Source organism: Luteibacter sp. W1I16 (genome assembly GCF_050434905.1).
Taxonomy (GTDB): domain Bacteria; phylum Pseudomonadota; class Gammaproteobacteria; order Xanthomonadales; family Rhodanobacteraceae; genus Luteibacter.
Genome location: NZ_JBNDJJ010000001.1, coordinates 1,892,910 through 1,905,094, shown reverse-complemented (window position 1 = coordinate 1,905,094; position 12,185 = coordinate 1,892,910). Strand labels below are relative to the sequence as shown.

General features: G+C 66.3%; 12 protein-coding genes. 4 read left to right on the top strand and 8 right to left on the bottom strand.

All coding sequences use genetic code 11. The features are described from left to right. Positions 1-156: 156 nt before the first annotated feature. Positions 157-1,059, bottom strand: coding sequence for a 5'-nucleotidase, lipoprotein e(P4) family (locus QFZ41_RS08480; RefSeq protein WP_429198360.1), 903 nt, complete (start codon positions 1,057-1,059; stop codon positions 157-159). Between the two features lie 143 nt (positions 1,060-1,202). On the opposite strand from QFZ41_RS08480, the gene QFZ41_RS08475 reads away from it, so the two are divergent. Next, entirely contained in the window at positions 1,203-2,222 is a 1,020-nt protein-coding gene (locus QFZ41_RS08475; protein ID WP_429198359.1) for an AI-2E family transporter, read from the top strand. 49 nt (positions 2,223-2,271) lie between these two features. Then, positions 2,272-3,291: an AI-2E family transporter gene (locus QFZ41_RS08470; RefSeq protein ID WP_429198358.1), complete on the top strand. Its 1,020-nt coding sequence runs from the start codon at positions 2,272-2,274 to the stop codon at positions 3,289-3,291. Positions 3,292-3,303: 12 nt separating this feature from the next. Here QFZ41_RS08470 and QFZ41_RS08465 read toward each other — a convergent pair whose 3' ends face one another. Then, on the bottom strand, positions 3,304-5,298 hold the full coding sequence (locus QFZ41_RS08465; protein WP_429198357.1) for a UvrD-helicase domain-containing protein: 1,995 nt from the start codon (positions 5,296-5,298) through the stop codon (positions 3,304-3,306). A gap of 118 nt (positions 5,299-5,416) precedes the next feature. Between QFZ41_RS08465 and QFZ41_RS08460 the strand changes: the two genes are divergently transcribed. Further along, the gene (locus tag QFZ41_RS08460; RefSeq protein ID WP_429198356.1) at positions 5,417-6,070 is read left to right on the top strand and encodes a thymidine kinase; all 654 of its coding nucleotides are present in this window, start codon (positions 5,417-5,419) and stop codon (positions 6,068-6,070) included. Next, positions 6,067-6,843 carry a hypothetical protein gene (locus tag QFZ41_RS08455; protein WP_429198355.1) on the top strand — a complete coding sequence of 259 codons (777 nt, stop codon included), beginning with the start codon at positions 6,067-6,069 and terminating at the stop codon, positions 6,841-6,843. The genes QFZ41_RS08460 and QFZ41_RS08455 overlap by 4 nt, the downstream gene beginning before the upstream one ends. Before the next feature lie 9 nt (positions 6,844-6,852). Here the strand turns inward: QFZ41_RS08455 and QFZ41_RS08450 are convergent, their stop codons facing one another. The 6 genes from QFZ41_RS08450 to QFZ41_RS08425 form a co-directional block, all read right to left on the bottom strand. Continuing rightward, complete coding sequence (locus QFZ41_RS08450) at positions 6,853-7,797, bottom strand: hypothetical protein (protein ID WP_429198354.1); 945 nt, start codon at positions 7,795-7,797, stop codon at positions 6,853-6,855. Between the two features lie 90 nt (positions 7,798-7,887). Continuing rightward, positions 7,888-8,700, bottom strand: coding sequence for a bifunctional DNA-formamidopyrimidine glycosylase/DNA-(apurinic or apyrimidinic site) lyase (gene mutM / locus QFZ41_RS08445; RefSeq protein ID WP_429198353.1), 813 nt, complete (start codon positions 8,698-8,700; stop codon positions 7,888-7,890). Positions 8,701-8,783: 83 nt separating this feature from the next. Beyond that, positions 8,784-9,269 carry a hypothetical protein gene (locus tag QFZ41_RS08440; protein WP_429198352.1) on the bottom strand — a complete coding sequence of 162 codons (486 nt, stop codon included), beginning with the start codon at positions 9,267-9,269 and terminating at the stop codon, positions 8,784-8,786. Position 9,270: 1 nt separating this feature from the next. Beyond that, positions 9,271-10,617 (bottom strand): GldG family protein, encoded by a 1,347-nt coding sequence (locus tag QFZ41_RS08435; RefSeq protein WP_429198351.1) that lies wholly within the window; start codon positions 10,615-10,617, stop codon positions 9,271-9,273. Beyond that, complete coding sequence (locus tag QFZ41_RS08430; protein ID WP_429198350.1) at positions 10,617-11,372, bottom strand: ABC transporter permease; 756 nt, start codon at positions 11,370-11,372, stop codon at positions 10,617-10,619. Before QFZ41_RS08430 ends, QFZ41_RS08435 begins: the two co-directional genes overlap by 1 nt. Continuing rightward, complete coding sequence (locus QFZ41_RS08425; RefSeq protein ID WP_429198349.1) at positions 11,369-12,100, bottom strand: ABC transporter ATP-binding protein; 732 nt, start codon at positions 12,098-12,100, stop codon at positions 11,369-11,371. Before QFZ41_RS08425 ends, QFZ41_RS08430 begins: the two co-directional genes overlap by 4 nt. Positions 12,101-12,185 lie beyond the last annotated feature (85 nt).

Here is a 12,185-nt window from a genome sequence, read left to right as displayed (position 1 = left end):
AGACGCGACGTCTCACGGGGTTATCCAGCCCGAAGCCGGAAAGGGAAATGGCCTTGCCTGCTTTGCTTTGGGCACCGCAGGTTTCGGCGAGAGAAATGATAGTTGGCCGACATTGCTAAAGCAATATGTCAGCTACATGCTATTAAGTCATTGATTTTACTTGGTTCGAAGCGAGTCGATCTTCTTCTGGCGGCGCTCGTTGCGCTGCAGCCCGTAGTCATTGTCGAACAAGGCCGATTCCCAAGCGCCATAGGTCGGGTTCGGCAGCACGAACCAGCGTTCGCCGATCCATGCCGTGTACGGCGCCATGGCCTTCGCACGGCCCTGGGCGGTATTGCCCGGCACGTTGGCGAAATCGCCGATCTGGTCGCCGAACTGCATCAGCACGCGATAGTCCTTCGCCACGAGCTGGCGCCGGCAGCCTTTCTCGCTTCCGACCTGCTCGCAGCCCTCGACGAAGGTTCCGAGACCGAGGAAAGACTGCTTTCCCGCGACGGGGAAGCCTGCGGAGCGAAGGTTGGCCAGCGTGGCTTCGTCCAGATCCTTCGCGCGGTTGGATATGTAGATCACCGCGATGCCGTGGTCGGCCGCGAACCGGGTGAATTCGAGCGCGCCAGGCAGCGGCCGGGCGATGGCTTCCTTGCACCACGCGGCCCATTCCGCCTCGTTGAACTCGCCGCCCGACCGGATGAGGCGAGCCTGGTACGGCGAGTTGTCGAGCGCGGTTTCGTCGATGTCCAGCACCACGGCGGGTTTCAGGCCCTTCAGCGAGGGGTGCGCGGCACGATCGTCTTTCGGCAAGGCATCCCAGGTGGGGTCCTTCTTCGCCTTGAGAAGTTTCTCCCGGGCGTCGCGGTAGGTCTGCAAGTAGATGAAATCGTGCTCGCTCGCGTTCTGCGACCAGGCCACGGCATTCAGGTTGTCATCGGCGGAAGGGGCGGCGGGAGCTTCGGCTGCCGGCGTCGCCGTGACGGGAACGGGAGCCGCCGCCTGCGGTACGTGCGCACAGCCGGCGAGGATCAAGGCGGCTGCGAACGCGGCCGGGACGAACTTCATCATGAAAACCCCTGGCAAACAGGCATCGCGCCCGTGGGGCGGCGATTGTCAGGGCAGTTTACGACAGCATGACGACGGCGGCACGCCTCTGGCGCGACCACCCCGCGTCCTGACAGACTGCGCCCTCATCCACGACGAGACCGCTCATGGAAGCCGCCCCTTCGCGGACGCACGCCGTGCGCATCGCCAGTTACATCGCCGCCGGACTCGGCCTGTTCCTCGTCCTCTACCTGCGTCTGCTCCCGGCCTTGCTCGCGGGCCTGCTGGTCTACGAGGTCGTGGTCTCCACGGCTCCCCTCATGGGGCGGAAGCTGTCGGGCGACCGTGCCCGCGCCCTGGCCGTCGCCCTCGTCGGCGTCATCGTGGTCGGTTTGCTCACCCTGCTGATCCTCGGCGGCATCAGCTTCTTCCGCAACGAGATCGGCAACCCGGAAGACCTCTGGCAGAACAAACTCATGCCCGTGGTGGAGCGCGCGCGCCAGCAACTGCCGCCGGCGGTGGTCGATCGCCTCCCGGAGAGTGTCGACGCCTTGCGCATCACGGCGATGGACTGGATGCGCTCGCACGCCGTCACCTTGCAGCTGGCCGGCAAGGAGGCCGCTCGGGTTCTCGTGCACATCCTCATCGGCCTGGTGCTGGGCGCCATCATCGCCCTGAGCCGGGCCCGGCCCACGCACCAGATAGGCCCATTCGCCGCGGAACTCAGCCTGCGCAGCGCAAGGCTCGCCGACGCGTTCCACAACATCGTCTTCGCGCAGATCAAGATCTCGCTGTTCAACACCTTGTTCACCGCGATCTACCTGCTCTGCGTGCTGCCGCTTTTCGGCGTACACCTGCCGCTGACCAAGACATTGATCGTGATCACCTTCATCGTCGGGTTGCTACCGGTCATCGGCAACCTGCTGTCGAACACGGCGATCACCGTCGTCGGCTTGTCGGTATCGTTGTACGTGGGGCTGGGCGCGCTGGCGTTCCTCGTGGTCATCCACAAGTTCGAATATTTCCTCAATGCACGTATCGTCGGCGGGCAGATCCGGGCCCGTGCGTGGGAGCTGCTGGTGGCCATGCTGCTGTTCGAAGCCGCGTTCGGCCTGCCCGGCGTGGTGGCGGCACCGATCTTCTATGCGTACCTGAAGGCCGAACTGGAAGCGGAACGCTTGATCTAGCGTTCATCGGCCGGCTGCTGGAATCGCGCCACCCTCGAGGAGTTGCAGCATGGCAGGTATCACGCAGGACCCGCGCAGCATCCGCATCGCCACCTATGTGCTGGCGGCGTTGGCGTTATGGGGCATCCTGATGCTTCACCTCATCTCGGCGCTGCTCGCCGGCTTGCTGGTATACGAAGTCGTGGAAGCGCTGACGCCACTCATCCGGCGCGTCATTCCCGGCGAACGCGCGCGACTGATCGCGGTCGGCGTGGTCACCGTGGTCGTGGTGGGCGCGATCATCCTCATCGTCGTGGCGGCGTTGTCGTTCTATCGGCGCGACATCGGCGATCCCCAGGAATTGTGGGACAGCAAACTGCTGCCCCTGCTAAGCAAGGCCCATGAGCAGTTGCCGCCCTGGTTGACCTCGCGCCTTCCCGACAGCTTCGTCGATTTCCGCGAGCAGGGCATGGCCTGGATGCACGAGCATTCGGGCGACCTGCGCCTGGCCGGCACGACGACGGCGCGCGTGTTCGCGCACATCCTCATCGGCCTCGTCCTGGGGGCGATCGTGGCGGTGACCCATGGCGCGGGTGGCCGTCCGGCGCGGCCGCTGTCGTTCGAGCTGTCGACGCGCGCGATGCGGCTGGCCCATGCGTTCCACAACATCATCTTCGCCCAACTGAAGATCTCGGCGATCAACACCGCGCTGGCGGCGGTCTTCCTTCTGGTCGCACTGCCGTCGTTCGGCGTACACGTGCCACTGGCGAAGACGATGGTGCTGGTGACCTTCGTGACGGGCCTGTTGCCCGTGGTGGGGAACCTCATATCGAACACGCTCGTGACCATCGCGGCGCTGTCCGTCTCGCTATGGGTGGGCGTGGCCGCGCTGGGCTTCCTGATCGTCGTGCATAAGCTGGAGTACTTCCTCAACGCGCGCATCGTCGGTGGGCAGATCCGTGCCCGCACGTGGGAACTGCTCGTGGCGATGCTGGTCTTCGAGGCCGCGTTCGGTCTGGCGGGCCTGGTGGCGGCGCCGATCTACTACGCCTACCTGAAGAGCGAACTGGAGGCCGAAAAGCTCATCTGAACCCGCGAGATTTCAGGCGCCGCCGGCCAGCATGGCCCTGATCCTCGCCATGTGCGTCTCGGCCGTTTCCTTTTTCACTTCGGCATCGGCGTCCGGATCCTTGCCGTCCCAGTGAAGATCGTCCTGCGGGAGTTCCTCCAGGAAGCGGCTGGGATCGTTGTTGAGGATCTCGCCGTACTTGCGTGAGCGGGCCGCGAACGACAGCGTCAGCATCTCCTTGGCCCGCGTGATGCCCACGTACATCAGGCGCCGTTCCTCGTCGAGGCGTCCTTCGTCGATGGCCCCTTCATGCGGCAGCGTGCCGTCCTCGCAGCCGACGATGAAAACGAACCGGAACTCCAGCCCCTTGGCCGAATGCAGGGTCATCATGCGCAACGCGTTGCCGGGGTCGTCGCGGTCGGCGTGGCTGAGCAGGGCGAGTTGCGCCGCGATGTCGCCGGTACGGCCGCCATCCTTTCCCATCGCGCGGAACCAGTCGACGAGTTCACGCAGGTTACCCAGGCGGCGTTCGCGCAGCGCCTCGTCGGGCGTGGATGCGGCGATCTGCGCGCCGTATCCGGTTTTCTCGATCACGGTGTCGACGAGGTCGGCGGCACTCTCATGCACCGCGTGGCTGCGCAGTTCGTCCATCAGGCGCGCGAAGCCTGCAAGCGCCGACGCCGGGCGTGGGGAGATGTTTTTCAGCGCGGCGTCGCTACGCGCGGCATCGAGCAGCGACGCGTTGCGCGCCTGCGCCATCTGGCCAAGTTTTTCCAGCGACGTGGCGCCGATCTCGCGCTTGGGCACGTTCACGACGCGGAGGAAAGCCGCGTCGTCCGTGGGATTCGTGAGCAGGCGCAGGTAACAGAGGATGTCTTTCACCTCGGCGCGATCGAGGAACGAAAGCGCGCCGCTTAGGTGATACGGCACGCGGGCCAGGCGGAGTGCCTTCTCGAGGGCGCGCGCCTGGAAATTGCCTCGATACAGGATGCAGAAGTCATCCCAGCGGATACCCTTGTCCTTGTACTTCTCGTGCAGGTTCGCCGCGATGGCGGCGATGCGTTCCGCCTCGTGATCGCTGTCCTTGCACTCGATCACGCGGATGGGTGGACCCTCGATGTGGTCGCTCCACAGCTTCTTTTCATGCGCGTGCGGGTTGTTCGCGATCAGCTGGTTCGCCGCGCGCAGGATGCGCTTCGCGCAGCGGTAGTTCTGTTCGAGTTTGATGACGCGCAACTGTGGGAAATCGCGACCCAGTTGATCGATGTTTTCCGGATTCGCGCCGCGCCAGGCATAAATGCTCTGGTCGTCGTCGCCCACGCAGGTGAACCTCGCTTTCGGGCCGGCAAGCGTCTTGAGCAGGCGGTATTGCGCGTCGTTGGTGTCCTGGTATTCGTCCACCAGCAGGTAACGCAGCCGTTCCTGCCAGATGGCACGCGCATCGGCATCGTTTTCGAGGATGCGCAGGGGCAGGCGGATCAGGTCGTCGAAGTCGACCGCGTTGAAGGCGGCCAGGCGCTGCTGGTAGAGGTCGTAGATCGTGGCCGCCTCGATCTCGCGCGGGCTGCGTGCCGAGGCCATGGCTTCCTCGGGCGTCAGGCCCGCGTTCTTCGCGCGGCCCACGAGGTTGCGAATACCCTGGATGACTTCCGGTTTCACGCCCTTGGGCGACAGCTCCTTGATCATGTTGCCGCTGTCGTCGGCGTCGAGCACGGAGAAGCCGCGGCGCAACTGCGCGCGCTCGTGCTCGATCTGCAGGAACTTCAGCCCCAGCGCATGGAAGGTGCAGACGGTGAGGGCTTTCGCGGCGTCATCGGAAATGAGCCTGCCGACGCGTTCACGCATTTCCTTCGCCGCCTTGTTGGTGAAGGTGATGGCGGCGATCTTCTCGGCGGCCAGGTGCCGGCGCGAGATGAGATGGGAAATTTTTTCCGTGATGACACGGGTCTTGCCGGAGCCGGCGCCGGCCAGCACGAGGAGGGGACCGTCGCAGTATTCGACGGCCGCGTGTTGTTGCGGGTTGAGCATCGGGATCGGCCGTAGGACAGGCGGACGAGGCCCCGGATGTTAGCAGGTGGGAAGGCGGGCCGTATGCCGGCCGGCGGCCTTGGCGGTACCATGGGCGGTCACGCACCGGACCGATCGCATGGCCAAGCTTTATTTCTACTATTCGGCAATGAACGCCGGCAAGACCACGACGCTGTTGCAAAGCGCGCACAATTACCACGAGCGCGGCATGCGCACGCTCATTCTCACGCCGGCGCTGGACCATCGGTATGGCGAGGGCATCGTGGCCTCGCGCATCGGCCTGCAAGCCCGCGCGATGCGTTTCGCTGGCGACGACGACATCTTCGCTCTCGTGGAAGCCGACATCCGGCGCCGCGGGCCGCTCCACTGCGTCCTGGTGGACGAGGCCCAGTTCATGAGCAAGGCCCAGGTCTGGCAGCTCTCCGACGTGGTCGACCGCCTCGGTATCCCCGTGCTCGCCTATGGCTTGCGCACGGATTTCCGCGGCGAGCTTTTCGAGGGCAGCAAGTACCTGCTCGCCTGGGCGGACAACCTCGAGGAGATCAAGACCATCTGCCATTCGGGCAAGAAAGCCACCATGGTGGTGCGGGTGGACGAACATGGCCGCGCGGTGACCCAGGGCCCGCAGGTTGAGATTGGCGGCAACGACCGCTATGTCTCCGTGAGTCGTGCCGAGTTCAAGAGCATCACCGGTGGCGACGGCCGTATCGAGTTGCAGCAATCGGTGCTGCCGCTCGGAGAAAACGATCCCGACGAAGGAAGCCACGCGTGACCGAGACGACGACGCCCCAGGCCGCCGAATGGCCGCGCCCCTACTGGAAGCCCAGCGACGAACAGGCGGTCCTGCTTTTCTTCGTATTCGGCGCCTTCCCCGAGGACCTCGCCATTCCGGCCGCGCGCTACGGCAGCCCTGGCCTGCCGGAAGGGGTCGAGCTGCAGCGATTCCAGAACGCGGTGCTTGCGCGCTGGGAAGGCTATCCCCTGTCCGGCGCGCTGGGTGAGCTGCTGCGCGAGGACAATCCGGAGGCCTTCGCCGCGGCCAAGGCCGCGCCGCACGTCGTGGCCATCCGTGGACGTTTCGCCGACCGCGATCGCCTCGATTACCTGCGAGACACCCTCGGTGTCGTCGCCGCGCTCACGGATACCGGCGGCAAGGCCGTCGTCGATCCCCAGATCCTCACGCTGTTCGACGCAGCCGGTTGGCGCGAGCACTACCTCGTCCAGGGGGGCGCGCCACCGCGGCATCATGTGTTGATCCTGTGCAGCCCCGAGGAAACCAAGGGCCGTTCCTGGATCCGCACGCGCGGCATGCGCAAGTTCGGCCGCCCCGACGTCAGCCTCACCAACGTGCCCGATCGGGAAATCGACCGCGCCGGCGCATTGGCCGAGCGCTTCGTGGAATTGGGAGCGCTTGGCGCCCACTTCGATCCGCGGCAGCCGATCGAGGTGGACGGTGTGGACGGCGGGTTGTCGGTGACCTTGTCCGGCAGCGAGGAAGACCCGGCCTTCAACAATTCCCACGCGGACATGCGCTGGCCTGACTGACCGCGGGCCTCAGGGCATGGCGTCCGGTGCCCACAAGGTGAGCCACGTCGCGAATGTCGCCGCGTCGCCGCGCTCGTGGAAATCCACGGCGACGAAGTTCGGCTTGCGCCGCGCCACCGGACGGCAATACTCGATGTACCGTTCGCTCAATCGTTCGAAGCGATTGTCGGTGCTCGCGTGCAGCCTGAGCGGCACGCCGTGGAACTGGTTCATGGTGAACAATGGCCGCCAGCCCGGCTTTTCGGTGATCTCGCGACGCGAGAGCGGGTGCGTCGTGCCGTTCCAGCGGCTACGGCATTCGTTGTCGTGCTGGAAGATCGTCGCGCCGAGACTCCAGTAGTTCTCCACGGTGAAAACCTCGCTGGGCATGACGTGGATGGCGCCGGCGCCGGTCATCAACGCGCCGCTGTTGTCGGTGTTGAGGCTGAAGACGAGGATGCGCTGTCCGCTCTCGACTATCTCGGCGTAGGTGGGCCACGCCGGTGTCGACCACGCATAGGGGTCGAAGGTCCTGCCTACCAGGCCTGGGGCACGCTCCAGTTCGGCGAGAAGATGGCGCCTGCTGGTGAAATCCTCCAGATGCAGGCTCACGATCGCCTTCGGCTCGCGTTCGAGGAAGGGCAGCAGGGTCTTGTTGACCAGATCGGCGAAGGTCTGCGAATCGCCGAGGCATGTCCTGTGACAGAGCCGCACGCGCCCCCGGTCGTAATAAAGGTCGAGCATCAGGCCGCGTACGCCTTCGGTCAGTTGGCGGTCGATGGTCTGGCTCTGGTTGGGAATGGTTCCGTTGCTCGTGAAGGCGTTGTGGCTGGTCACCCAACTGTAGCGATCGAAAGGCCGGCTCATGTCCGCCGGGATGCCTGCGGTCGTGCTGCCGAGAGCCGTGTTCGCCGCCAGGGCGAGGGCGAGAAGGGCGATGCGCTGGATCGCCTGTATCGGGCGGAGGCTGTTCATGGTGCTTCCATGCAGGGTGGGTGCACGAAAGCTTAGAAGTGGCACCCTTGCGACGCCGTAGTCTTACGACGTCACCCGGCGTCGTCCTCACTACTTCTGGCAGGCCGGGCAATAGAACGAAGCACGTTGGCCCAGGGTCACCACGCGGATAGCCGTTCCACAAACCTTGCAGGGTTCATCGGCACGCCCGTACGCGAACAGCTCCTGGAAGAAATAGCCTGGCGCACCGTCCGGCGCGAGGAAATCGCGCAGTGTCGTGCCGCCACGCTCGATCGCATGGGCGAGGATCCGCTTCACCTCCGTCGCCAGTTTCCGATAGCGTTCGCGCGACACCTTGCCCGCCGCACGGCGGGGATCGATCTTCGCGGCGAACAAGGCTTCGCTCGCGTAGATATTGCCGACGCCGACGACGACGGCGTTGTCCATCAGGAATGTCTTCACCGCGGCGGAGCGTCCGCGGGACACCCGCCACAGCAGGTCGCCGTCGAACTCCTCGGTAAGTGGCTCGGGTCCGATGCCTTCGAGCAACTCGTGCGTTTCGCCGGGCATCTGCCAGAGCAGGGCGCCGAAGCGCCGCGGATCGGTGAAGCGCAAGACCTGGCCGGAATCGAGCGCGATGTCGACGTGGTCGTGCTTGCCGATGGGGGTATTGGCGGGGAGCACGCGCAGCATGCCCGACATGCCCAGGTGCAGCAGCGCGGTGCCGGCCTGGGTGCGTAAAAGCAGGTACTTCGCCCTTCGGTCGACGGAGTCGATCGTCTGTCCCGGCAGCAGTATGGAAACCTCCGGCGGTATCGGCCAGCGCAGGTCCGGACGGCGCAGCACGACGCCGGTGACACGATGGCCCTCGACATGGGGGGCGATACCGCGACGAGTGGTTTCGACTTCGGGCAGTTCGGGCATGCGTGAAAGATGGGGCGTACGGCCCCGCCTGGCAAGCGTCGCCCCGGAGGGGCGCCACGTTCGCGGCAGGGCGATGATGAAAGCTACGGGGCGGTGGAGGTCGTCGGCAGCGACGCCGTCCGCGGTGCGCGTGGCAGCGCCTGGGCAGGCACGAAGGCGATGCGCCCGGCCACGCGCGCGTAGCGTTGCTTGCCCAGGGCGGTCATCTCGCCGAATTCGATGCGAGTACCGTCCAGCACCACGACAGCCAGGGGCGGTGCCAGTCCGATCTTCGCGGCGTCGAAACCACTCGCCGGTGCCCAGGCCGTTACGGGGGTCGCCGCCAGGGTGGCCAGCTCTTGCGCCCGCCCTTCGTCCACTGGGCCGTCCGATGCGGTCCAGTGTCCATCATGGCGTTCGAAACGCTGCGCAGGCAGGCCTTTCAGGGATACCTCGATGTGTCGCACGGAGTCTGGATCGAGTGCGGTGAGAATGTGTTCGCGCGCGTCGGTTTCATCGGCGCGCCACTGCCACGCCACGGCGCCCAGGAGGAGCACGATAAGGACAAGCCCCGCCAGCCTCGCTTTCACCTCAGCGCCTCCGTCGCCGCCAGGCGATGCCCGCACCCAGGCCCAGGAGCACGAGCGGTAGCCCGACGAGGAAGCCCAGCGTGACGGCGTTGAGGCCCTCCTGGGAGAGCGAGATCACGCGGTCCGGCGCACCACGGGCGGGCAGGTCGACGAGCACGTCGTCACCGAGGAGCCAGTCGACGATGCGCTCGCCCAGGGCGCGATTGCCGCCGTTGCCGACGTAGGTGTTCGAGAGGAAATCGCCATCGCCGATGACCGCGGCGCGCTGTTCGCTCTTGACCGGGCTCGGCGACAGGCGGTTCAGGGCGAAGGCGAAATCGAGCGGTCCCTTCAACTCGCCCGCCTCGGGATGGAAGGCGACGGTGGAAGCCTCGTCATTGTCGATCCCGCCGAACGCCGTCCAACTGCGTTCCCCCGAGCGAAGGAAGGGAACGACCGCCCAATCGTGGTCGGAGACCTGAGCGAGCGCGGACACCTGGGGGAACAGCGTGGTGTCGCGGAAGGCCCGGGTGATCGCATGGAAGGGATAGTCGCCGATCACGACGATACGAGGGTCATTGACGTTGAGCGTGCTTCCCTGGCCGTCGACGAGGACGCCGGGAAGCACACGCACGCCGAGCACGTCGGCGAGCGCGCCGGTACCGAGGTCGTCGTCGCCCGGCTCGGTCAGCCACAGCAGGTTACCGCCGGTGCGGACGTAATCGACAAGCGCTCCCACGGTGGCCGGCGGCAAGGGCGCGGTGGGGCTCGCGAGCACCACGAGGTCGGTGTGCTCGGGCACGCCCTGGGTCTGGCTGAAATTGAGCGGCACGGCGCGGACGCCACGACGTTCGACCTGGCTCATGAAGACGCCGAGATCGGCATTGGCGTGTCCGTCCGCCTGGCGTTCGCCGTCACCCGTCACGAAGGCGACGATCCGCTGGCCACCGCGGGCGAGCCGCTCCAGGGCGTTCGACAGGTTGCGCTCGTTGATCGGGCTTTCCACGCGCTCTTCGCGACCCTGGTACCGGATCAGCAATGCGCCGTCGCCGGCTATGCCCAACTGGCGCGAGGCGGCGGGATCGACATCGGGATCGACGAAGGACAGCACGAGGTCCTTCTTCTCGCGTGTGTAGCGCTCCAGGACAGCGGCGATCTGTTCGCGCAACGGCCCCGTGGGCGAGATATAGCCGACGACTTCGACGGGACCATGCAGCTTGTCCAGGACCGCGACGCTTTCAGGCGCGAGGCTGGCCCTCGCGCCGCGCGTCCAGTCGAAGGTCCATACATGGCGCGAACTGAGGAAGCCGATGCAGCCGGTGGCCACCAGGAGGCCGAGCAGCACGAGCCAGCGGTCCAGCCGGCGCATCACTGGCGTTCCCTGTCGAAGGACAAGCGGCGGATCGCGAGGCTTAGCGACAAGGCGATCGCCAGCGCGAACCAGGCGAGGTCGCTCGATGCGACGAGTCCGCGCAGGAGGTTTTGCAGGTGCGTGGCCATGGCGAGCCACTCGAGAAAGCCGCCGCTCACGCCGGCGGCCTGCGCTCCGCGGTCGATCGTCCAGAGTGCGAGCGTCACGATGAGAGCCATCGCCGCGGCGATCGCAGGGAAACTCGTCGCCGCCGAGCACGCGATGCCGATCGCCGCGAGGGCGGCCAGCAAGAGCGCCGTGCCGAGGGTGGCGGCGGCGAGCTTGCCCCAGTCGGCCGTCGAGCCGAGGCCGACGACCAGCGGCATCGCCAGGGTGGCCAGCAGCCACAGGGCCAGCCATACGAGCACGGCCAGGTACTTGCCCAGCACGATGCGCCACGGCGGCAAGCCCGTGGAGGAGAGCAGGGCCAGTGTGCCGGCACGGCGTTCACCGGCGATCAGGGTCATGGTCATCAGCGGGACGACGAGGAAGGCGAGCTTGGCCAGTTCGGCGAGGAGGGGAATCGCCACGAGGTCGGTGAAGCCCGGAGCGTCCGCCACGGCGGCCAGTTTCACCTGCGCCCCGAGGAACTGGCCCAGGCCGAGCACGAAGGTCCAGGCCAGCCATGCGATGGTCAGCGCCGCCAGTGTCCATGCCAGTGGACGAACGGCGAGGCGCCGCAATTCGAGCCGGGCGACGGCGGCGACACTCATGCCGCGGCTCCCGTGGCGATGCCGAAGAAAATCGATTCCAGCGAGGCGCCGCCTTCGTCTCCTCGTAGCGGGGCGTCGTGGCGCAGGCGTCCTTCGTGGAGGATGGCGACCCGATCGCAGACGGCCACGACTTCCGCGAGGACATGCGTGGAGAGGATGACGGCGGAGCCGGCGGCGGCTCGCTCGCGGATGAGCTTGCGCAGTTCCCCGACCTGTACGGGATCGAGGGCGTTGGCCGGTTCGTCGAGGATGATGAGTGCCGGGTCGTGCACCAGCGCGCATGCGAGGCCGAGGCGCTGGCGCTGGCCCTGCGAGAGAACGCCGGCGAGACGCCGGCGCAGGTCGCCCAGTTGTAACCGCGCGATGATCGACTGCGCGGCCCGCCGTGCCGCTTGCCGCGCGGCGCCGCGCAGCCGGGCGAAGGCGACGAGGTGTTCCTCCACGGAAAGTTCGGCCCACAGGGGCGCGTTCTCCGGGAGCCAGCCGACGAGTTGGCGGGCGATCGCGGGGTGGGCGACGAAATCACGCCCGTCGAGTTCGATCCGCCCGTGATCCGGGCGGAGTGCGCCGGAAAGCATCGACAGCGTCGTGGATTTTCCTGCTCCATTGACGCCAAGCAGGCCCAGCACTTCACCCCGGTTCAGGGAGAAGGACACGTCGGTGACGGCATCCCGGCCCGCCCTTCGTCGCGAAACCCCTTCGATATTCAGCAGATGGCTCGTGCTCATGCGGTTACGTCGGCGATCGTCGCGCTATGCCGCGCATGTTGCACCCAACGTGCGAGGCGGCCTTGATCAGTCTGAACGGCTAGGC